This window comes from Anabaena sp. WFMT (genome assembly GCF_051781005.1).
Lineage (GTDB): Bacteria > Cyanobacteriota > Cyanobacteriia > Cyanobacteriales > Nostocaceae > Anabaena.
The window spans coordinates 159,564-182,747 of the sequence record NZ_JBPWOA010000005.1; the positions used below are offsets into that span (position 1 = coordinate 159,564).

Genomic DNA, 23,184 nt, shown 5'->3' on the forward strand with positions numbered 1-23,184 from the left:
AATGAGATACAAACTGAAAATCAAGATATGGCATACCTCACGCTGTGCTATCAAATATCAAGTAACTTTCACTCCTAACTCCTTCTTCTTCTTCTTTCTAACTCCTGACTCCTGACTCCTGACTCCTGACTCCTGAATTCTGTTTTAACTTCTAACTTTTAAGCTATTTGCTCGCATTTTCAAAATTAGCATTGTTCCTGATGTAAATAATATTCCTAGTAAAATGTTTTTCCAACTTAGGCTTTTATCAGTTTCATTTATCAAAATAACTTCCAATATCACAGAAGGTAATAAAATGCCACTAGGAACCAATATCTGAGATAAAATCACCCTATTTTTGGCAAAAAGACTCAGTAAAGCTAAAACTGCACCCAACGGAATAAAAGTCAGAGCGTAATAAAATACTTTTTGATGGAAGGGAATCAATTCTAATAAATTGAAAGAGTAAGAACGTTGTCTATTGTCTATATAGACTTGAATGGTTCCTCTAGAATATGTCATGAGAATTTGGTGAAATTCCTTGTCTGTAAAAACATTGGGAACCATCAATTGTAAATCCGTGCCATTTTCTCCAGTAATTGGTGTTCTCAACCTTAATTCTAGAGAATCTTTCTGTTGTGAAAGTGTCAAATTACGCCGCAAAGAATTATTAGAAATGGAAATTATCCGCCCTGGTCCCGTCTGTTGAATATTGTCAGTTGCAAGAGTAGTACTCAGAGTAAATTCAGATTTTTGACTGATTTTTTGACTGATATTTTTTACAGGCTTGGCTGTTTGTAACCACTGACTAGAACTCAAAAAAACGCCTTTACCTTCTCGTATATTTGTAGGCTTTCCTTTCCATAATAGTTCTGGTGAATTTCCTTGTTTTTCTTGACCACAACATTTACCATCTAATTGATAACTAGCTAAAAGAGAATCACCGATGCTTGGAAAATAATTAGCATCATTTAAGCCTCTTCCTACTTCATAATTTGATATTGCTCTATCAGTAATATAAACTTCTGAAATATATCCTTGCCAAGGTCTATCTCCTGTCCTTTCATTACCAAGTATCAACGGATAATTTGAATCCCAATTACTTAAATTTGTTGTACTTTGCCAGATAGATGAAATCAGTAAAATGAAAAATACATAAGCTACAATTAAGCCTGTGATTCGTTGATTTAATTGTCTCAAACTACCAGTTTGAATTTGCGAAAATCTTTTACTTAGACTTTGATAATTCCAGAGATAAAAAACTGCAAAACCCAAACATCCTCCAATCGTATTATTGACAATATCTGCTGGAGTTGGAGTTCTCGAAGAAATAAATATTTGCAAAACTTCAACCGTTGAAGATAAACCAGTACTCAGCAAGAAAACAATGATAACTTTTAATGCTGGTTTGATTTTCAATTGATATAGTAAATTAGCACAACAAAAACCCAAAGGCATAAATAATAAAACATTATTTACCTGATCTTGAAAAGAACTGGCATTGTTAAAACTAGCAAAAAATTCAGATGTAGAAAAACTCTGAGGTAATGAAAAATTAAAGGGATAAAGTGTAGCTACAGATACTACCAAAATGCTAAATACTACAAGTAGTAAATTTACTAGATATAATTTTACACAAAAATGTTTTTGATTTTTATCTTGAGTCATAATCATACCTTTGCCAATTTTTTAAAAGCCCTACAGAATAGAATTATCAGACTATACAAACTAAGTCCACTTTCGTGGGCTGAAATCTTGAAAGTCTGAGGGTGTAGCCCTGGTTTGTATAGCCCCATTCTTATAGAGTGAAGGTATTTTGGTGAAAGTATTGTCATAAGTAACACATTTTAATTGACTGATTGCAAATATAAGCTGTTGTGCAGCGTTTTTCAGGTAGATGAAGTGGTCATCGTAAGAATTCAGGAGTCAGGAGAAAGAAGGAAGAAGGAAGAAGAATTTTTTTCTCTTCTGTTAAGAGTTCCCTGCTATATCAAACATTCTGTATCCTGAATTCTTACATATTATCCAATGTCAGCATATTTAAATTAAACTACATTCAAAAAATCTATTTTTGTAGTTTTAATTACAAAAAAATCTGGCTATGAACTGGTAAAAGATGCTTGAAGTTTTATTTAACTATAATTAATTGTCACAACTTTTTTATATTATTGATTTATGTAATAACATGGTCAACCAACTAACAATAGTTACTCCATTTTTATCAACTAAGGCAGAAGACAAAGGACTGTCTTGCTGGAGAAAAACTGCTTCCTCCTACGTCTACAGAGAGGAAAGGTTGTAGCTGGCTGAGAGTAGGGTAATGCCCACGCTATAAAATTATTACTTTTGTAATATTGTATTATTTAATACGACTACACTTGTCGCAATGCCGTTAACAGTGTCATAAAGAGAAGGTAATGTTATAACTTACACCAATCAGCCTGGTTTATCCCTAAAACTGGTGTAGCAACTAGATGTCTGATATCTGATGTGTAAAAGTTCTGAAAAAAAGTTAGCTTTGATACTTGTGTTCCTAACTGCCCGTATAAATGTATTACACCCATGACAGAACTCATACTACTCTTAACAGAGGGTAATACTGAGACTTCGGTTTCAGTGAATCAAGATGTATTTATTATCGGTCGTTTGCCAGAATGCGACTTGTTTTTACCTTTTGGGGGAGTTTCCCGCACACACGCCCGCATAGCCAAAACTAGTGATGATACGTGGGTTATCGAGGATATGGGTAGTAAAAATGGGACACAAGTAAATCTAACACCTGTTACCTCAGTCCAAGAGTTGAGTGACGGAGATGTTATTTGGTTGGGTAATGTCAGATTGGCAGTAATGTTTTCAGTAACTGAGTCACATTTACCCGCTCAATATGTGCCAATTACAGAACCTAATGGTCAGCAAATAACTATTTTTCGGAATGTTGAAGAACTCCAACAGCAATGGATAAAAGCTAGTGATATTCATGGCATTAACAATAATAAAGATAAAGTTATTGCCCGTCTGAAAGATTTGGTAGATATAGCTAAAAACCTCTGTGCAGCAGCATCTATTGAAGAGATTTTTTTTCAAGTTCAAGAGGTAGTTTTTCGTTATATAGACGGTATAGAACGCTTGGCATTATTAATTGATGTTGATGGTTCTGGTTATTTAGATTTAATAAATTCGGCAACTAAGGATATTTCTCAACAGCCAACTTTACCATCTAATGGCAATTGGATTAGTCGCAGTATTTGCCAAAGAGTATTTACCGATAAAGTGGCTATTCAAAGTGCTGATACTCAAACTGATGAACGCTTTTCTGGTGAATCTAGTATTTTATTTAAAGGTATTATGAGTGTCATGGCAGTACCTTTATGGGATGAAAATAAGGTGGTTGGTGTTCTCTATGCCGACGGTAAACTTTATTCTTCCCGCTGGGAACAAGAAGGTGAGGAAGAACTGAGCTTTTTTTCAGCTTTAGCAAATATTGTTGCTTCTAGTGTTCAACGTTGGTTATTGGTAGATAAACTCAGAACTGAAGAGGTGATTCGTCACCGTCTAGAACGGTATCATTCTCCAGCAGTGGTAAAGCAGTTGATCTCAGTTAGAGGCATGAAGAATGGAAGGTTGGCTCCTGCTGAAAGTGAAATCAGTATTTTGTTTGCTGATTTGGTGGGATTTACTGCTATTTCTGAACGGCTTACACCCACAGAGATTGCTGAATTATTAAACAATTTATTTGAGGAAATGCTACAAGAAGTATTTACTTATGGTGGTACTTTAGATAAGTATATTGGGGATTGCATTATGGCATTTTTCGGCGCTCCAGAACCACAACCAGATCATGCCGACCTTGCTGTTGCAGCGGCTAAGGGAATGCTGAATCGTCTGCAAAATCTTAATGCTAATAATTTTTGGCACGAACCTCTACAATTACGCATTGCTATTAATAGTGGTAAAGCTGTTGTGGGTGATGTTGGTAGTTCTCAAAGGGTAGACTATACCGCATTAGGAACAACAATTAATATAGCAGCTAGAATGGAACCAATCTGTCCTACTGGTGAATGTGTTATTAGTGAAGTTACTTATAATATGCTTTCACAATGCTCGGAGTTTCAGGAAATGGGAGATTATCGGTTTAAAGGTATTAATCGTTTCATTAAGGTTTATCAAACAAAAATGAATTAAATTAATTCGTAATTCCTATACATCGCCAGGCTATAGACCCGAATTTCTCACCAAAATTCTCAAACCCTTATAAAATCCGGATTCTGGAGTTTCACACTGCATCAAAAATCAACCCCGTAAAAAATGCCTGAAACCGATTCTTTATCCGGGTTATACAAATTGCGATTACATTGTTTGTGAGAAATACGGGTAGAGACCTGGGGAATTACATAATAGGGTTAAAATTTTGATATAGCTTTGGTGATTAATCTGTGTAACACTAGGAAGCTACCTCAAGCTATTTTTAAACGGGAGGTCAGGTCATGGCTATAGCCACCATTAATCCCGCTACCGGGGAAACTCTCAAAACCTTTGAGCCGCTGAGTGATGGAGAAATTACGGCTAAACTAGATTTGGCACAGCAGGCTTTTGAAAAGTATCGAAAGACGAGTTTTACAGAGCGATCGCACTGGTTGCAACAAGCAGCAATAATTTTAGAACGAGAAAAAGCAGATTTTGGCAAATTAATGACCCTGGAAATGGGTAAACCATTGAAAGCTGCGATCGCAGAAGTGGAAAAATGCGCCTTTGTCTGTCGCTATTATGCCGAAAATGCACCTGGTTTTATGGCTGATGTCACAGTCAAAACCGATGCTAGTCATAGTTTTATCCGCTATCAACCATTAGGGATAATTTTGGCTGTCATGCCTTGGAACTTCCCTTTTTGGCAAGTTTTCCGTTTTGCTGCACCAGCACTAATGGCAGGCAATGTTGGCTTACTCAAACACGCTTCCAATGTCCCCCAGTGTGCCTTGGCAATAGCAGATATTCTCCATCGTGCAGGTTTTCCCGCAGGTGCATTTCAAACTCTGTTAATCGGTGCTGCTCAAGTTGCCGATTTAATGGCTGATGACCGCGTGAAAGCTGCTACCTTGACGGGAAGTGAACCAGCAGGTGCATCTCTAGCTGCGGCCTGTGGCAAACAAATCAAAAAAACCGTCTTGGAATTGGGGGGAAGCGATCCCTTTATCGTTTTAGAAAGTGCAGATTTAGAAGCAGCAGTTACCACCGCAGTCACAGCCCGAATGTTAAATAGTGGGCAATCTTGTATTGCAGCTAAACGCTTTATTGTCGCTGAAGCAGTAGCTGATAAATTTGAAAAACTACTGTTAGAAAAATTTCAGGCGCTCAAAGTTGGCGATCCCATGCTACCAGATACCGATTTAGGCCCATTGGCAACTGTCGATATTCTGGAGGATTTAGACAAACAAGTCAAAACTGCTGTGAAAAGCGGTGGAAAAGTCCTCATCGGTGGAAATCCCATACCAGATTCTCCTGGCAACTTTTATCCGCCAACTATTATCATAGATATCCCAGTAGATACAGCAATTGCTCAAGAAGAATTTTTTGGCCCAGTAGCGTTGTTATTCCGGGTTCCTGATATCGACGCTGCCATTAAATTAGCTAATGATAGTCCCTTTGGTTTAGGTGCAAGTGCCTGGACAAACAACCAACAAGAGAGCGATCGCTTGATTCAAGAAATTGAAGCAGGTGCAGTATTTATTAACAGCATGGTCAAATCTGACCCCCGCTTACCCTTTGGCGGCATTAAGCGTTCTGGATACGGACGAGAATTGAGCATTCAAGGCATACACGAATTTGTGAATATCAAGACTGTTTGGGTTAAATGATTGGAGATAGTAGGGGCGAAGCATTCGGAAAATAGCCTTGGACAAAAATGGATAATTTATCGCCTGAATGCTTCGCCCGTACAGGAGTCAGGAGTCAGGAGTCAGAAGGAAAGGGACAATTATCTATAACTGTTTTCCTAATAACCAATGACTAATGACTTATTTATTATTTTTGAGGAAATCAAATGAATACGGCAGAATTATTAGTACAGTGCTTAGAAAATGAAGGAGTGCAATATGTTTTTGGACTTCCAGGTGAAGAAAATCTCCATGTTTTAGAAGCCTTAAAAAATTCATCCATTAAATTTATTACAACTCGTCATGAACAGGGTGCAGCATTCATGGCGGATGTTTATGGACGTTTAACAGGAAAAGCAGGTGTTTGTCTTTCCACTCTGGGGCCTGGAGCAACTAATTTAATGACCGGTGTCGCAGACGCTAACCTAGATGGTGCGCCTTTAGTGGCAATTACAGGACAGGTGGGAACAGATAGAATGCATATCGAATCCCATCAATATTTAGATTTAGTGGCAATGTTTGCACCAGTCACCAAGTGGAACAAGCAGATTGTCAGGCCAAGTATTACACCAGAAGTCGTGAGAAAGGCATTCAAGCGATCGCAAACCGAAAAACCTGGTGCAGTTCACATCGACTTACCAGAAAATATTGCCGCTATGCCCGTCGAAGGCAAACCTTTGAATAAGGATAATAGCGAAAAAACCTATGCTTCTTTTGCCAGTATTCGTGCCGCTGCCGCCGCAATTTCTCAAGCCGTTAACCCCATCATCTTAGTAGGCAATGGAGCAATTCGCGCCCAATCTAGTGATGCCGTCACGCAATTTGCCACTCAGATGAATATTCCCGTTGTCAATACTTTTATGGGCAAAGGCGTAATTCCCTACACCCATCCATTAGCATTGTGGTCAGTGGGATTACAACAACGAGATTTTATTACCTGCGGCTTTGATAATACAGATTTAGTCATCGCAATTGGCTACGATTTAATCGAATTTTCTCCCAAAAAATGGAATCCTGAAGGCAAGATTCCCATTATACATATAGCTGCAACTTCCGCAGAAATTGATAGTAGTTATATTCCCAAAGTAGAAATTGTCGGTGATATTTCTGATTCCCTCAATGAAATCTTAAAATTAGCAGACAGACAAGGTAAACCTAACCCCTACGCTATTAGCTTACGTTCTAATATTCGCGCTGATTACGAAGAATATGCCAATGATGACGGCTTTCCGATGAAACCGCAAAAACTAATTTATGATTTGCGACAAGTAATGGGGCCAGATGATATTGTTATTTCCGATGTCGGCGCACATAAAATGTGGATTGCGAGACATTATCATTGCCATAGTCCTAATACTTGCATTATTTCTAATGGATTTGCCGCAATGGGAATCGCAATTCCTGGAGCTTTAGCCGCAAAACTTGTAAATCCTCACCGCAAAGTTGTCGCTGCAACTGGTGATGGTGGATTTATGATGAATTGCCAAGAATTAGAAACAGCTTTGCGTGTAGGTACACCCTTTGTCACTTTAATTTTTAATGATGGTGGCTATGGTTTAATTGAGTGGAAACAGGAAAATCAATTTGGTAAAGGTAACTCGGCTTTTGTGCATTTTGGCAATCCTGATTTTGTTAAATTCGCAGAAAGTATGGGATTAAAAGGCTATCGAGTTGAATCTGCAACTGATTTAATTCCTGTGCTTAAAGAAGCTCTAATTCAAGATGTACCTGCTGTGATCGATTGTCGCGTGGATTATCGAGAGAACCGTCGCTTCACTCAAAAAGCTGATGACTTACATTGTGATATTTAGTGATGTCATACAGCCGAGTCGAGGCCGGAGAAACCCCGCACCTACAGGGTTGGCAATTAAAAACAGAAATGTAGAAGCAATTCATGAATTGCCCCTACGGTAAATCAAGGCTTTCACCACCTTTTTTGGTTAGAGTCCTATTAAACGTCCCATCCTCAACAGGGGTGGGATTTTTTCTAGGGGATTTCACTACAAAAAAATAATTTAAAATAGCGGGCTATTTTCCTGAAATTTCTGTAAAATCAAAATCTAAATCACAAAAATCGTAATTATTCAAATAATGTGTCTTGAATTTGCAGGAAATCGCTTGAACCATTGAGTAAAATTTGAATTACTTATGTTGCGTTGTCTCCGTTTGTTCCCTATATTGCTGAGTGTTTTAGTGATAGGTTGTTCTCCAGCAACCACAGCTAAACCTCCCACCGTGACACCAAGTTCCCAAATCCAAACATCAATACCTAAAGGTCAAAATTTGCCAATTTCTGCTGAAGCGATTCTTCCCAAGGGGACAAAAATTAAGTTAGAAGTAGCACAAACACCGGAACAGCAGATGATGGGGTTGATGTATCGACCAGCTTTACCAGATGACCGGGGGATGTTGTTTGTTTTTCCTTCAGCACAACCAGTCAAATTCTGGATGATGAATGTACCTGTATCGTTGGATATGGTCTTTCTCCATAATGGGGTAATCAAGTATATTCAAACTGCTGCACCTCCTTGTAATAGTCAGCCTTGTCCCACCTATGGGCCTAATGTACCAATAGACCAAGTAATTGAACTTAGGGCGGGACGAGCTACCGAATTAGGTTTACAGGTAAACGATCAAGTCAAAATTAAATTCTTAAAGTCTGGTGCTTCTGAGTAATTAGTTATCTATTATCCTCATAATCTGTTTACTTTATGAAAAATCCATCAAGTTTTGATGAAGATTTTTTGTAAAAAAACTATTCCGTAGAATAGTAACAATAATAGTTAAGAGGTTAATATTTCGCTGTAGTGCTAATAACATCAACCTTGCCTAGTTCCTGACTAAAAATCCCGGCTTCAGAGTTTAGTTGGAAAAATCCTCCCTTTGACATAAGTGTAAATAGTCATCAATAGAGGAGTATAGGGCATGGAATCTTTTTTACTCGATGTGCAATTACATTAAGCACAACGAAGTAAACAGGATGAAGCAAATATGACTAAGAGTTAGCGCTACTTTCAGATTTAGGCAAACAAGCCAGACGAAAGTTACTTTTTTGCAAAAACTCTCAGAGCAATTAATCTAATTTGCTCCTAGAGGAATAATAAACAAGCTGTGCTGAATTATTTATCAAGTCACAGCATAGTGACACATAAAATACTGGCTTTAGATCACTAAGAAAAGAGGGAACGATATATGATAATACACTCTACCCAAGGAGGTGAGATAAAAATGGCACCATCAAGATATTCTCGTTTGATTAATTTTCTCCAAGAAGATTTGGCGATTTCCGCTGCTTCTCTTGCTGTAGCGCTGCGTCACCGTGAGCAAGACCCAGGTTCTTTAACTATGATTCTTTGGCAATATGGGTTGATTACTCTAGAGCAATTAGAACAAATTTATGATTGGTTGGAAACGGCATAAGTAAGGAATTCAAAATTTAAAAATCCATTGCTAGTAATACCCAAAAAGAAGAATGATGGCGACAGATGGATCTACAGAATTCATATATAGAAAGGAATTCCAATCCAAAATCGTTCGACTGAGCGCTCACGACGAAGTCTAAAATCTAAAATCTAAAATGGTATGACTGTATGCAAATTAAATGTGGAACGGTTGAGCTACTTCAGGAGAATTGAGGTATGTCAAATCGACTCTGCCTTGTGCAAAGTTTGATAGATGGAAAAATTTACTTTGAGCGTTTTTACTTATTAACATCCAAAATAAAAGGGCGAGTTAATCAAACAACTCGCCCTTTTGTTGTTTAGAAGTAGGGGCGAAGCATTCGGAAAATAGCCTTTGCCAAAAACTGATAATTGATCGCCCGAATGCTGATGCTTCCAGCACGCTACGCGAACGCCCGTACAGGATTTAGGAGTCAGAAGTCAGAAAAATATTCCCTATTCCCTATTCCCTTCTCTATGACTAATGACTAAAAACTTTTGCTGCTGCGGCTACACCTGCGCCAGAATTGAAGTTTTCATGGCCGAGTTCTAAGAGAACTACTTCTAGTGAGGCTATACAGCTGAGGATATCGCGATCGCTCACAAAACCCAAGTGACCAATTCGGAAAATCTTATTACTCAGATGATCTTGACCACCAGCTAAAGCAATATCAAACCGCTTTTTCATCAATGACCGAATTTTATCCGCTTCCATTCCTGGGGTTGCTACGGCTGTAATTGCGGGACTCGCACATTCATCCGCTGCAAACAATGGTAGATTTAAGGCTTTCATTGCTGCACGAGTAGCATTTTTCTGCCGTTCGTGACGAGTAAAGATTGATTCCAACCCTTCTTTTTTCATCATCCCCAAAGTGGTGTGTAGTGCCACCATTAAGTTAACTGGGGGAGTAAAAGGAGTTGTATTTTTAGCAGTAGCTTTGCGATATTTACCTAAATCTAAATAATATTTTGGCAATTTCGCAGTTTTGTAAGCTTCCCAAGCTTTGGGACTGACAGAAACAAATCCTAAACCGGGGGGTATCATGTAGCCTTTTTGGGAACCGGAAGCGACTACATCCAAACCTAAAGCATCAACAGGTACATTGTAAGCACCTAAGCTGGTGACAGCATCAACGATTATTAAAGCTTGACCATGTTCTTTAACATGGCTGTTGATAGCTACCAAATCATTAATTACACCTGTTGAAGTTTCGCTGTGGGTAATAATGACAGCTTTGATTTCTTTGTTGGTGTCGGCTTGCAACTTTTGTGCAAACTTATCTGGGTCTAAGGGTTGTCCCCATTCTGCGGTGATAGCTTCGACATTTAGCCCAAAAGCTTGGCCAACTTCTACCCAACGTTCGCCAAATTTACCATTAGAACCAACTAAAATGCGATCGCCTGGTGAAAGGAAATTAATCATTCCCGCTTCCACCGCACCAGTACCGCTGACATTCAGCATTAGCACATCACTTTCAGTTTGATGTAGCCATTTGAGGTTTTCTGTCACCTCACCCATCATGTTGCTGAATTCACTGGTACGGTGTCCAATGGGATGCTTGGCTAATGCCAATAAAGCCGCTTCTGGAACCGGGGTGGGGCCAGGAATCATCAACATCAACTTGTCGTCCATTATGTCTATCCTAAAAATCAAATAAAAGTCAAAATTGTGTGAGAATGGTTACATCTGATGGCAAATTATTAGATATTCATCTACTCACATCTTGCTTCCAGCGATAATAAATCAAGGCTACACAGGCAAGACGCTACACGTCTTACTGAAGAAGCAAAGGCCATCTGAGCGGGTTTGAAACCAAACCAGCCATCAATTTATGGTAGCTGAGAGAGTGACATATTCAGTAGGTATTAATCGGGAGTGATGACTTTTCCGCCATGATGATTAAGTGACCAACGGTGGTCAACAGTAACGGCAGAAGCTTGACAATTTTCTTCCAGTCGCTTTTGTTGTGACGCAGCTTTCCGCAGGGTAACAATTAGCTGACTGACCTGATGCCGTAAATCTGAGTTCTGACTTACTGCATTCATGGTTTGCTTTTCTAAAAGTTGAAGTATAAGTTCGTAATGGATAGGTGCAGGTAAAGGAAGTTGCTCCATGAAGTTAATTTAAGATTTTAGATTTTGTCTAATTCAGAGTTGATCTCTGGTAAATAAATTGTTACACAGGAAACAAATTTTAGTCATTAGTCATTAAGTCATTGGTCATTGGTCATTGGAAATATTTTATTTTTCTTCCTTCTTCCTTCTTCCTTCTGACTCCTGACTCCTGCCTCCTATTTACCGAAAAGATTAGTAATCGCTAATTTGGGGTCTGGTTGTTTTACCAAAGATTCACCAATGAGTACGGCTGATGCGCCGGCTGTTTCTACTACACTTAAATCCTCTGGGTGATGAAGTCCTGATTCGCTGACTACGAGAATATTTTTTTCTTGCAATTGACTACCTCTTTCTTTCAGTAGTTGACAGGTAGTTTGTAAGTCAACAGAAAAATCTTCTAGATTGCGATTATTGATACCGACTAAAGAAACACCATCTAAAGCTAAAACTCGGTCAAGTTCTTCTAAACTATGAACTTCTATCAAAGGTGCCATTTTTAACTTGTTAGCAATTTTGACAAAGTATTGTAAATCTTGATCGCTGAGAATTGCTGCAATTAATAAAACTGCATCTGCTCCATTAATTCGCGCTAAATACATTTGATAAGGATAAATGATAAATTCCTTACATAGTAATGGCAAATCTACGGCAGCACGAACCAAGCATAAGTTCTCAAAACTACCTTGAAAAAACTTAGTATCTGTGAGGACAGAAAGACAACTAGCACCACCTGCTTGATAAGATTTGGCTATTTCTACGGGGTCAAAATCTGCACGTAAAACACCCTTACTAGGAGAAGCTTTTTTAACTTCAGCAATCAGTGCAGGTTTGGTTTTACCTTGACGGAGTGCGGCGATAAAATCACGGGTTGGGGGCGCAGAAAGGATTTTTTTATGCAATTCTGCCAACGGCTGCTTTTCCCGCATTTGCTCAACTTCTATTTCTTTCTGCCAAACAATTTCCTCTAAAATGTTATTTGGTGTTGAATTTGGCATAGCTATCTGATAGCGCAATATAGAAATATCAATAGCCTGACTAGGTGAACGACGACGGATTTGCATTTTTGGGAACAGGGAACAGGGAACAGGGAACAGGGAACAGGGAACAGGGAACAGGGAACAGGAGACTGGGGACTAGGGACTGAGAGGTTTTTACCAATCACCAATCACCAATCACCAATCACCCATTACCTAACTTGCGATCGCTCTTTTATAAGCTTCATCCAGTACTTCTGATAGTGTAGGATGGGCGTGGACTAAGTAGGCGAGGTTCTGCACAGTTTGCCGGTTAGCAACTGCGGCTGAGGCTTCGTGAATTAAATCTGATGCGTGTAATCCGAAAATATGCACACCTAAGACTTCACCTGTATCTTTACGGTAAATCACTTTAGCAATACCATCAGCTTCGTTTTCTGCCAAAGCTTTAGAATTACCTTTGTAATAACTCTTACTGGTAGCAATTTCAAATCCTTCCGCTAAACCCAATTCTTGGGCTGCTGTTTCTGTTAAACCCACATAACTAACTTCTGGGTGGGTAAAAGCGGCTGCGGGAATGCTGCGATAGTCTACTTTTTTATCTCTACCAAGGATATTTTCCACAGCAATGATACCTTGACCAGAAGCCGCGTGTGCCAGCATCATCTTCCCATTTGCGTCACCAATAGCCCAGAGGTGGGGGACAACTTCACCTGCTGATAGTACTGCCATACTGTCGTTAACAGGGATAAAATTTCGTTTATCCAGTTCCACACCCACAGCATCTAAACCGAGATTTTTGGTTGCGGGAATGCGTCCTGTAGCTACTAAACAAGCATCTACTTCTAAAACTTCTACATCTTCTTTAGTTTGGAAGTTTGCTAACTCAATCACCACTGGAGAACCAGGGATAATCTTTTTCGCATATATTCCTACTTTGGTTTCAATATCGCGGGGAGCGATTAAAACCCGTTCTGCCAGTTTAGCAATATCACGGTCAAATCCTGGCATTAATACATCTAGGGCTTCAATCATGGTGACTTCACAGCCCAAAGCGGTGTAAATATCAGAAAATTCTAAACCGATGTAACCACTACCAATAATTGCTATCCACTTGGGTAAAGATTCTAATTTTACGCCTTGGTCACTGGTAAAAACTGTTTTACCGTCTACTTCAATTCCGGGGGGAACGAAAGGAACGGAACCGGGGCAGAGAATGATATCTTGGGCTGTAATTGTTTTTTCACCGCTATCTGTAGTGACGGTGACTTTTTGCGTGCCGGCGATTTTTCCCCAACCGCGAATGATATCTACTCCTAAGCGTTTGAGACTGTTGGTTAAATCGCCTTGAATTTTAGAAACAAGATTATCGGCATGATTAGCGATCGCTTGCCGATCAAATTCTACATTACCAATTTGAATTCCCAAAGATTTCAGGTGGTGAGCGTTGCGTAACTCCCGCACCCTTCCCGAAGCTGCCAGCAGCGCCTTAGAGGGAATACAGCCCCGGTTGACACAGGTTCCCCCCATATCTGCTGCTTCGATAATCGCCGTTTTCAGACCGTAGTTAACAGCGTGTAGGGCTGCGCCATGTCCACCTACACCCGCGCCGATAATCACTAAATCGTAATCAAATTCAGAACTCACGTTAGTCTCCCCGTTTTTTTAGCCTACTTGTTTTAACTGTATATCCCCTCTGTGACAACATTTCAGCCGATGCGTTAGTGTTCAGAATGGAGATGACTGGGTAAAATTATAGTTATATTTTGATAATGGGTTTTTCATCACACTGTGCAATTTTAGCGGATTTTACGATAATTTTGAATTTCGTTACCACTCATGAGTTGAATATCTATGATCAAGGTAATATTTATGAAGCAGTAGATAGGCTAAAATTTAGTCAACGCCGATTACGTAGCATTAGGGTAAAACATGAACTTATGTCATACTGAGCGTAACGTAGTGCAACGAAGTATCTCGGAGATTCTTCACTTCGTTCAGAATGACACTTTTAACCCGTTTTTAGTATAGAAAAATATATTGCCAACCGCAAACAGGCAGACTCTAATTTTGCTGAAGATTTTGAATCTGGATATGTCAGTTTTAAACAAGGTATTATTTTAGCGGAAGCAAGAATCGCATCTGGAATCAAACCAGCCGAATTAGCACAAAAGTTAAATTTAGATAAATCTACAATAGCTATGTCTGAATCAGTGCAGTATATAACTAATACCCAGGGAGATAGAGTTGGTGTATTGTTAAATCTGGAAACTTACCAACAGCTAACCAACCTATCAGCAGATACTGAATTATTGATTGGGTTGAGTCTCGATGAGTTGCAAGCTTTGACAGAAACTTCTTTGTCTCCCAGAAGTCAGATTCAGTTAGATAAGTTATTAATAAAAAATTCTGAAAATCAATTAACAAATGAGGAATCTGAAACTTTAGGCAAATTACTGGCACAGGTTGACCAATTGAATATTATTAAAACTAGGGCAAGATATACTTTAAACCAACTTCAAGAAAAACAAAGTATTGGTTAAAGTTGTTGGTGAAATCGGAAATTGTCCTTGATTAATGTGAACAGTTGATGAGAATTATTGCTAAATCAATTTTCACGACTAAAGGAAGAAAAAAAATAATTAATTTCTTGTTTTTTACTTCCCGTTAGGGCGTGTTACAGTTTACAAGTCTCGATGCGAGAGAAGAGTACTTTATAGAATCCGTCCCCTTCCGTCGCAATTTTCTCCCACTTGAAAGGGTAAGTGTCTGATATCGGTAGGGTACATAGGGTAAGTGTCCCTTGGGTACTTTTATTGTATTTATTGTATAAACTACATCTCCAATCCACTTTCCTTCTGCTTTCCATCCCACCTTCTCTGCCAATTTTTTCCAGGCTTCCTCGTAATAATTGCCGTCAGCTATGCCACCAACGTTCAAGTAAATTTCTTTTTGGATGCTGAAGCCAAATTGACCATTGCTATATTTTACCCATAGTTTGTCAATTGTGCGAAGATCAGTACAAGGGAAGTTTAATAGTTCTTCGTCTCTAATCCAGTCACCTTTCTCACGGACTACAGCCTTTAACATCACTAGATATGTTTCATAGTCTGCATCTTTCCAGTTACCTGCTTTGAGTAAGTCACGCAGTTTAGTATAGTCTATGCCTTTTTCTGAACTGAGGTCATCTGTTTGAGTAGGTGGCTGAATACCAAGATGTAAGTTGAGAAGCTCTAAAGCCTCAATTGGTGCAGTTTTTAGCACAATTCTGGGCTGAGGACTAAGAGATAAAAGGTCATCTTCACTGCTAGGAGTTTTCTTTTCCTCTGAGGTCTCTGAGGTATTATTTTGAAACGAAATTAACCTATCATGAATTGTTTCTACATCCTCATTTCTGAGTTGTAAAAGTTGCTGAAAGTGTTTTAACTCATTTTGTGTAAATTGGCTAAGAGTTGCTTCATACTCCAAAGCCTCTTGTAAAGCTTCTTCGTACTCTTTCAGATTAGCTTGATATATACGATAAGGCTCTAAAACTTCATCCTGTATTTGGTTAGCTTCATCATCTGATAAACCCAATTTATTTTGATGAATTTTTAAACTTCTACCACCAATACTGGAAATTTTACCATCACGTAAATATTTTTCTACTTCCTTGCGATATTTCAATTTTGGATCGCCAATAGGTGCTTTTGCTACCTTAATTTTGAATCCTTCCTCAACAGCATAAATTTTTGGACTCATTGCTGGTGCTGCTTCTTGCACTTTTTTGCGTGCAAATTCATGCAATTCGTCAACAGAAATCACGCCATCATTATCAGTGTCAGCCGCCCCAGTTTCAATACCATTAACAATGTAACGAGTATAAACTGATAATTCTTCTTCTGTTTGTTCAAAAGAATATTGGCTAGAAGAGGAAGAAGTCAAAACTGCCCTACCTTTTCCTCCTAATTGCTGATTAATATCTACACTACTATCATCTTTTGCTTTCATCCCTTCGGCAAAAGCACCACTAAAGCAAGCATCCAGAATAATTACCTGTCGCTGAGAACGACTATTTTCCATGAATTCATGTATTAAACTGGCAGCAGTAGCGCTAGTTTTGACTAAATTGCCATTGTCGTATTTGCGAGTTTGGCTATTAGTTAGATATAACTTACCACTATCATCGGTAATCCCATGACCGGAGAAATAAAGCAATAATAAATCATCTTTTTTACGGTTATCAAAAAGCTTTTCAATAGCATTTTCCATATCCTGCCTTTGGGGATTTGGCATGACTATAATTTCACTTTCAGCAAAACCGCCCATTTCTGGATGCTGTAAAACTCGCTGCATTGCTTCCACATCTTTTACAGCCCCAGCCAGTTGATTTAAGCCTGGTTGATATTCACTTACCCCTATCAGCAGTGCAATTCTCGCCATTGTCCAGCCTTATTTATTGTTAATAAAATCTTGTGCTTTTTGCCAAGCAAACTCAAATTCTTCTTTACTGCTGGCTTCGACGTTGATTTCTCGGCCATCTGGGGCTTTAACATTGAGTTTAATCGGTTTGTTACCCAAGCGTTCTTTTAAAAATCCAAACAATTTCAAAAAGTTGGCAGGGTTCACTTGAGCCGTTAGCAGTCCAGGTAAAAAACCTCCACCAGTTTTGTTTCCTTCTGGTGGGTTGGGGTCAATAACGCGGTGAACTTCTTCTACCTCATCTAGCTTTTGCATTTGATTCAGTAGCTTCTGCACTTCCTGATTCTTGTCTTCGCTGTTTAAGTCTGAATCAGTGAAGGCAATGGTAATTTTTAAATTGGATGTCTCCGACATACTACCAGGCTGTTATTTCAAATTTGCTCATTATTATACCAATATCAGCCTGATAAATTGCGTTAATAAGGTAATTTTTGCCACTTTTTAGAGCGAAGTATGAATTCTTCCCTTACAGGAGATATAATAGATGATCTGTTAATTCATAATTAAGAAAATTTGATTCTTATACATTCTCAATAAATAAGACTTTCTCCCCAGCAATATCTAACATCGAAAACAGTCGCTACCATTTTCTAAACCGAATCATATTGCTACATAATATAATGAGGATAGAAATTCTATCTTTAGGATTGTCAAGAATGTATCAAACAGATCCGCCACTTTCCCCTAAAGAAACATTACCAACAATGTATGATCTTCCTAGCGAAGACCCGGAGGAACCAGGCTTGCCAGATCAATTTCATTTATTGCAACCACAATTATTAGCAGAAACATTCCGTCCACCAAATTATCCCACTCAAGAGATATTTACAGGCAGTGATCTGAATCTTTACTATGATTTGCGTCATCCTTCATGGTATAAACGCCCAGATTGGTTTGGAGTTTTAGGTATACCATATCTGTATGAAAATAGAGATTTAAGATTAAGTTATGTAGTCTGGCAAGAAGGAGTAAATCCTCATATTGTAGTTGAATTACTCTCACCTGGAACAGAAAAAGAAGACTTAGGACAATCATTAAGGGATGTTGAAAAACCTCCTTGTAAATGGGAAGTTTATGAACAAATTTTAAGAATACCCTATTACGCCATCTTTGACCGTTATAAATCTGAATTTAGAATGTTTCAGTTAAATGGCGCTCGTTATGCTGAAGTAAATTTATCAGATGATCGGTTTTGGATTCCAGAAATAGAATTAGGTTTAGGAGTGTGGCAAGGCACTTATAAAAATGTAGAAATGCCTTGGTTACGTTGGTATGATCAGGATGGTAATTGGATATTAACCAGTACAGAAAGATTAATTGCCCAACTGCGATCGCTTGGTGTTGAACCTGATTTAGATTAGATGTAATCTCTTATTCTCTAAGAGGGTGTTTGAAAAGTTTCGGGTGGTGATTTTAGACACTCAATGATCCCCCCTAACCCCCCTTAACAAGGGGGTAACTAGAGTCAAAGTCCTCCTTTTTAAGGAGGATTTAGGAGGATCTAAAGTTTTTAATACATCAGCGACCACTTTTCAAACATCGTCTAATTCCCAGTCTATGACTGGGAATGAATGCTATCTTGATGAAACTTTCCCATCTTCATGCACTTCTAAAAGCGGATACTTATGAACAGGTTGCAACCGCTGGCGAATTGTTCCAATGATGATATACAAAATTGGCACAATAAACAAACTTAAAAAAGTCGCAATAAACATACCTCCAAACACAGCAGTACCTAGAGATTGACGACTTGCTGCACCTGCACCTGTGGCAGTTACCAAAGGAAAAATACCCAAAAGAGTCGAAAATGCAGTCATCAAAATTGGACGTAAACGCCCTTGTGCTGCTTCTACTGCGGCTTTAGTAATTGATAAACCCTGTTGTTCTCGTAATTGATTGGCAAATTCTACAATTAGAATCGCATTTTTACTTGCTAAACCAATTAACATCACTAACCCTACTTGGCAAAATACATCATTACTTAAACCCCGTAGTGATTGCGATGCTAAAGCTCCCATAATAGCTAGAGGAACTGCAAGCAGAATAATTAAAGGATCTACATAGTTTTCATACTGGGCAGCTAACACTAAAAAGACGAAAAGTAAGCCCAAACCAAAAATGATTGGTGCTTGTCCACCAGATTCTTTTTCCTCGGCGACAATACCCGACCATTCATATCCCATACTCGTGGGTAAAATCTCTTTTGCTAGTTGTTCCATAGCCTTAGTTGCTTGTCCAGAACTAAAACCAGGAGCAGGAGAACCGTTAATTTCAATTGAGCGTAATAAGTTGTAGTGGTTGATGGTTTGCGCTCCTGTTGTAGAAGTCAATTTGACTAAACTACTCAGAGGAATCATCTGATCATTATCAGAACGCACATATAATGAGTTGATGTCATTGGGATTCGAGCGAAACTGAGCATCTGCTTGGATATATACCCGATATGTGCGAGACAGAAAATTAAAGTCGTTGACATATCTGGAACCCAAGTAACTTTGTAGGGTTGTGAAGATATCGTCAATGGAAACTTGCAGAGATTTAGCTTTATTTCGGTCTACTTCAATTAAAATTTGGGGTGTATTGGCTTTAAAGGTGCTAAATACAGCTTGTAATCCTGGAGTCTGATTACCGCGCATCATAAACTGACCAACGGTTTCCAGCATAGAATTTAAGCTGTTAGTGCCGGATATGTCTTGTAACTGAAACTGAAAACCGCTAAAACTACCTAAACCACGAATTGCGGGGGGATTAACTGGAAAAACGCTGGCTTCGGTAATTCCTGAGAATGTTTGTGCTAATTGACCAATTAGGGCTTGTACTGTTTGATTTGGTTTGGTGCGTTCGTCCCAGGATTTGAGAGTAGAGAAAATTACGCCGCTGTTAGCAGTATTCCCGCTAAAACTAAAGCCACCAATGGCAAAAGTACCTGTAATTTCTGGCAATTTCAGGATTTCGGCTTCTACCTTACTCATGACGTTGCTGGTGTATTCCAGTGAAGAACCTTCTGGCCCTTGAATGATGGTGATGAAATAACCTTGGTCTTCGTCGGGTAGAAATGATGATGGTACGGTCATGTAAAGCCAAGCCGTAAGAACCAATGAACCGATAAATGCGATCGCAACAATCGCTTTTATTTTGGTCAAAAATCTCACAGATCGCTCATATCCCCGCTGCATGGCATCTAAAAACCAGTTGATTCGACCAAATACCCAGCCGAAAATGCCTTTAGGTTGGGGTCGAGGACGCAACAGCAACGCCGCGAGAGAAGGTGTCAGAGTCAAAGCTAAAAAGGTAGAAATGACAATGGAAAAGGCAATTGTCAGGGCAAATTGTTGATAAATTTGTCCAGTTGAACCTGGGAAGAATGCTACCGGGACAAACACCGCCATCAGTACCAAAGAGGTAGCAATTACTGCTCCAGTCAATTCATGCATAGCTGCGGATGCGGCTTTTCGGGGTGATACTCCCTTTTCTTGAATTAAGCGGGAGATATCTTCAACTACGATAATCGCGTCATCAACTACCATCCCCGTTGCTAGGGTTAAACCGAACATGGTTAAGGTGTTGATAGAAAAGTCAAAGGCTTTAACGAAGGCAAAAGTGCCAATTAAAGCCAGGGGAATAGTGATGACAGGAATTAAAGTAATGCGCCAATCTTGTAAGAAAATAAAGATGACAAGAATAACGAGTGCGATCGCTTCTAATAGCGTCTTCACTACTTCCGCTAAGGACTCTTCAACAATCGTAGTGGTGTCAAATGCCACTTGATACTTCATCCCCGGTGGAAAGCTTTGAGACAATCGCACCATTTCCTTTTTCACTAACTTAGCAACGTCCAAGACATTACTTCCCGGTGTCGGAAAAATCCCTATCCCTACACCTTCATTAGCCTTAAATCTCAGAAATGAGCTATAGTTTTGAGCGCCAAGTTCTGCTCTACCTACATCTTTCAACTTGATCAAACTACCATCAGCCGTAGTTTTAATCACTAAATTGTCAAACTCCTCCGGTTCTGTCAGTCTACTAACTGCCCTCAAGTCAATTTGATACATCTGACCATCTGGTGCCGGCTGCTGTCCAATTTGCCCCGCACCCACCTGTAAATTCTGTTCATTGACGGCATCAACAACATCTTGAGTAGTTAAGTTGCGACTAGCAAGTTTATTAGGATCAAGCCACAGACGCATTGCATAGCGGCGTTCACCAAAAATTCGCGCCTCACTTACACCTTTGATGCGTTTTAGGGCATCTGCTAGATATAAATCAGCGTAATTACTTAAAAAGACAGTATCAAATTCTTGATTATCACTATACAAACCCATCGCCAACAGGATATTGTTCGACTGCTTACTGACAGTGACTCCTGTTTGCTTTACAGACTCTGGTAACTGCGGTTCAGCCAAAGAAACGCGGTTTTGTACCTCAACGGCGGCAATATCTTTATCCCGCGAAGCATCAAATGTGACAGTAATAGTGCTGCTGCCATCGTTACTACTACTCGAAGTCATGTATTTAATGCCTTCGACACCATTAATCTGACGCTCTAAAACAGTTGTAACCGTGCTTTCCACAATTTCTGCACTAGCACCAACATAATTAGAATTGACAATAATCTGCGTCGGACTAATCTCTGGATACTGTGCTGTGGGCAAAGTCGGAATACTGATTGCCCCTAACAGCAAAATGATAATAGCGCAGACACTGGTAAAAACAGGTCGCTTAATAAAGAAATCAACCATAATTAATTGGTAATTCGTAATTCGTAATTCGTAATTCGTAATTCGTAATTCGTAATTCGTAATGGGTAATTGGAATAATTCTTTCCCCCTGCTCCCTGCTCCCTGAGCGTTCACGTAGTGTGTCGAAGACAAGTCGAAGGGCAATCAATCACTCAGGCATTATCGGTAGTCCATCTCTGAGGTTTTGGATTCCGGAGACGATTAGTTTTTCATCTACTTTCAGTCCTTCAATTATTTGGTAATCATTACCTTTGATATTGCCTAGCTTCACTCGCTTTTGCTTGGCTATTAATTGAGAAACACCTTCAGGGGATTTTTCTGTTTGGGCTACAAACACAAAGTTTTCTCCGGCTATCCGAGATACGGCTGTTGTGGGAATCAAAACTCCAGAACGTTGATCCCAAATCACTCTGGCTCGAATTAATTGATCTGCCCGTAGTTGACCTTCGGAATTGTTATAAAGTGCTTTAACTAGTATTGATTGAGAATTATTACTGATACTTGGAGAGATAAAAAATACTTCAGTCGTAGCCAGGGTTTGACCTTGGGCGCTAATTAATTCTACTGGTAATCCCCGACGTAATTGGGAACCTCGTTCTAGGGGAATAGGGATTTTAACTTCTAAAGGTCGATTTTGAGTGATGGTAGCTAATGGAGTGGAAGTACTGACAAAATCACCTACTTTAATCGGGACATCGCCGACAGTACCATTAAAGGGAGCAGTAATTTTGTAATACTGAAGTTCTACTTGTTGTTGTCTGACATTAGCATCAGCTTGCTCTAAGGATTTTTCTGCCTGAGATATGGTAGCTTGCTGGGCTTGGATTCGAGAATCTATCGCCCCTAGTTGGGCTTTTGCTGTAGCCAGTCTGTTCGCATATTGATCTTTAGTTTGACGAGATACCGCTCCTTGTGCAGCTAATTCAGAGTAGCGATCATAATCCTGCTGATTTAAGCGCACATCAGCAACATTAGCTAGGCGTTCTGCTTGCAGAGATTTGAAGGTAGCGCGAGCATTTTCTAGTTGTGCCTGAGAAGCTTGACCAGCAGCAGACAAACTATTCACTGCGGCTTGTTGCTGTCTGGCATCTATTTGCATAATGGCTGTACCAGCTACGACAGGATCTCCTGATCTTACAAATATTTGGGCAACTTGACCTTGAATTCTGGGTTGGAGATTGACTGAGCGTCTAGATTCTAGACTGGCAATATATTCTGTAGCATCCTCAACTGTGCCTGTTTGTACTGTCGATAGTTTGACTTTTACTGCTGGGGGTTGAGCATTAGCTGCGGCTGGATTTTGGTTATTAGGAGTTAGCAACTTCCAAGCGATCGCACTTCCACCTCCAATTACTAGGACTAGAGCTAACAATAAGCGCAGCCACCGTCTTGATTGTGGCGGTGGCTCAAATGATGGTTGGGGAATATCTTCAAAATCAGTTTGAGGCTCAGGAGATGTCATGGCTGATAGAAAGTTGAAGGAGGGAATATTTAAAACTCTATCTGGAACTGTATTATATTGATTTTGAAATTCCTCATTTAGCATGAGGTTCTAGCAAAAATTATGTGTTAGCTCATCTCAATATACAAGGTTTATAATTTTTTA

Annotated in this window: 16 protein-coding genes; 7 read left to right on the plus strand and 9 right to left on the minus strand. The window is 39.3% G+C overall.

Annotated elements, in window-relative coordinates; all coding sequences use genetic code 11:
• Positions 1–144: 144 nt before the first annotated feature.
• Positions 145–1,647, minus strand: coding sequence for a VanZ family protein (locus ACSQ6I_RS04625; RefSeq protein WP_438889172.1), 1,503 nt, complete (start codon positions 1,645–1,647; stop codon positions 145–147).
• A gap of 894 nt (positions 1,648–2,541) precedes the next feature.
• Here ACSQ6I_RS04625 and ACSQ6I_RS04630 point away from each other — a divergent pair.
• The 5 genes from ACSQ6I_RS04630 to ACSQ6I_RS04650 all read left to right on the plus strand — a co-directional run bounded on the left by ACSQ6I_RS04630 (position 2,542) and on the right by ACSQ6I_RS04650 (position 9,269).
• Positions 2,542–4,161 carry an adenylate/guanylate cyclase domain-containing protein gene (locus tag ACSQ6I_RS04630; RefSeq protein ID WP_438889175.1) on the plus strand — a complete coding sequence of 540 codons (1,620 nt, stop codon included), beginning with the start codon at positions 2,542–2,544 and terminating at the stop codon, positions 4,159–4,161.
• Positions 4,162–4,463: 302 nt separating this feature from the next.
• Positions 4,464–5,831 carry an NAD-dependent succinate-semialdehyde dehydrogenase gene (locus ACSQ6I_RS04635; protein ID WP_438889177.1) on the plus strand — a complete coding sequence of 456 codons (1,368 nt, stop codon included), beginning with the start codon at positions 4,464–4,466 and terminating at the stop codon, positions 5,829–5,831.
• A 185-nt stretch (positions 5,832–6,016) separates the two neighbouring features.
• Complete coding sequence (locus ACSQ6I_RS04640; protein ID WP_438889179.1) at positions 6,017–7,660, plus strand: acetolactate synthase large subunit; 1,644 nt, start codon at positions 6,017–6,019, stop codon at positions 7,658–7,660.
• A 337-nt stretch (positions 7,661–7,997) separates the two neighbouring features.
• Complete coding sequence (locus ACSQ6I_RS04645; protein WP_438889182.1) at positions 7,998–8,525, plus strand: DUF192 domain-containing protein; 528 nt, start codon at positions 7,998–8,000, stop codon at positions 8,523–8,525.
• Positions 8,526–9,041: 516 nt separating this feature from the next.
• A complete protein-coding gene (locus ACSQ6I_RS04650; protein WP_042465138.1) occupies positions 9,042–9,269 on the plus strand; it encodes a DUF2949 domain-containing protein in 228 nt (75 codons plus the stop codon).
• Between the two features lie 501 nt (positions 9,270–9,770).
• Here the strand turns inward: ACSQ6I_RS04650 and ACSQ6I_RS04655 are convergent.
• The 4 genes from ACSQ6I_RS04655 to lpdA form a co-directional block, all read right to left on the minus strand.
• On the minus strand, positions 9,771–10,922 hold the full coding sequence (locus ACSQ6I_RS04655) for a pyridoxal-phosphate-dependent aminotransferase family protein (RefSeq protein WP_438889184.1): 1,152 nt from the start codon (positions 10,920–10,922) through the stop codon (positions 9,771–9,773).
• Positions 10,923–11,155: 233 nt separating this feature from the next.
• Complete coding sequence (locus ACSQ6I_RS04660) at positions 11,156–11,404, minus strand: DUF5340 domain-containing protein (RefSeq protein WP_438889186.1); 249 nt, start codon at positions 11,402–11,404, stop codon at positions 11,156–11,158.
• Between the two features lie 176 nt (positions 11,405–11,580).
• Positions 11,581–12,465 carry an indole-3-glycerol phosphate synthase TrpC gene (gene trpC, locus ACSQ6I_RS04665; RefSeq protein WP_438889188.1) on the minus strand — a complete coding sequence of 295 codons (885 nt, stop codon included), beginning with the start codon at positions 12,463–12,465 and terminating at the stop codon, positions 11,581–11,583.
• A 129-nt stretch (positions 12,466–12,594) separates the two neighbouring features.
• Positions 12,595–14,025: a dihydrolipoyl dehydrogenase gene (gene lpdA, locus ACSQ6I_RS04670; protein WP_438889190.1), complete on the minus strand. Its 1,431-nt coding sequence runs from the start codon at positions 14,023–14,025 to the stop codon at positions 12,595–12,597.
• Positions 14,026–14,579: 554 nt separating this feature from the next.
• Here lpdA and ACSQ6I_RS04675 point away from each other — a divergent pair.
• Entirely contained in the window at positions 14,580–14,921 is a 342-nt protein-coding gene (locus ACSQ6I_RS04675; RefSeq protein ID WP_438889192.1) for a hypothetical protein, read from the plus strand.
• 124 nt (positions 14,922–15,045) lie between these two features.
• Here the strand turns inward: ACSQ6I_RS04675 and ACSQ6I_RS04680 are convergent, their stop codons facing one another.
• Positions 15,046–16,800 carry a caspase, EACC1-associated type gene (locus tag ACSQ6I_RS04680; RefSeq protein ID WP_438889194.1) on the minus strand — a complete coding sequence of 585 codons (1,755 nt, stop codon included), beginning with the start codon at positions 16,798–16,800 and terminating at the stop codon, positions 15,046–15,048.
• A gap of 9 nt (positions 16,801–16,809) precedes the next feature.
• A complete protein-coding gene (locus ACSQ6I_RS04685; RefSeq protein WP_438889195.1) occupies positions 16,810–17,193 on the minus strand; it encodes a hypothetical protein in 384 nt (127 codons plus the stop codon).
• Between the two features lie 302 nt (positions 17,194–17,495).
• Here ACSQ6I_RS04685 and ACSQ6I_RS04690 point away from each other — a divergent pair, with 302 nt between their 5' ends.
• A complete protein-coding gene (locus ACSQ6I_RS04690; protein WP_438889196.1) occupies positions 17,496–18,200 on the plus strand; it encodes a Uma2 family endonuclease in 705 nt (234 codons plus the stop codon).
• Positions 18,201–18,413: 213 nt separating this feature from the next.
• On the opposite strand, the gene ACSQ6I_RS04695 is transcribed toward ACSQ6I_RS04690, so the two are convergent.
• Together ACSQ6I_RS04695 and ACSQ6I_RS04700 are read right to left on the minus strand one after the other, a co-directional pair.
• Positions 18,414–21,581 (minus strand): efflux RND transporter permease subunit, encoded by a 3,168-nt coding sequence (locus ACSQ6I_RS04695; protein WP_438889223.1) that lies wholly within the window; start codon positions 21,579–21,581, stop codon positions 18,414–18,416.
• A 145-nt stretch (positions 21,582–21,726) separates the two neighbouring features.
• The gene (locus ACSQ6I_RS04700; protein WP_438889224.1) at positions 21,727–23,040 is read right to left on the minus strand and encodes an efflux RND transporter periplasmic adaptor subunit; all 1,314 of its coding nucleotides are present in this window, start codon (positions 23,038–23,040) and stop codon (positions 21,727–21,729) included.
• Positions 23,041–23,184: the final 144 nt, after the last annotated feature.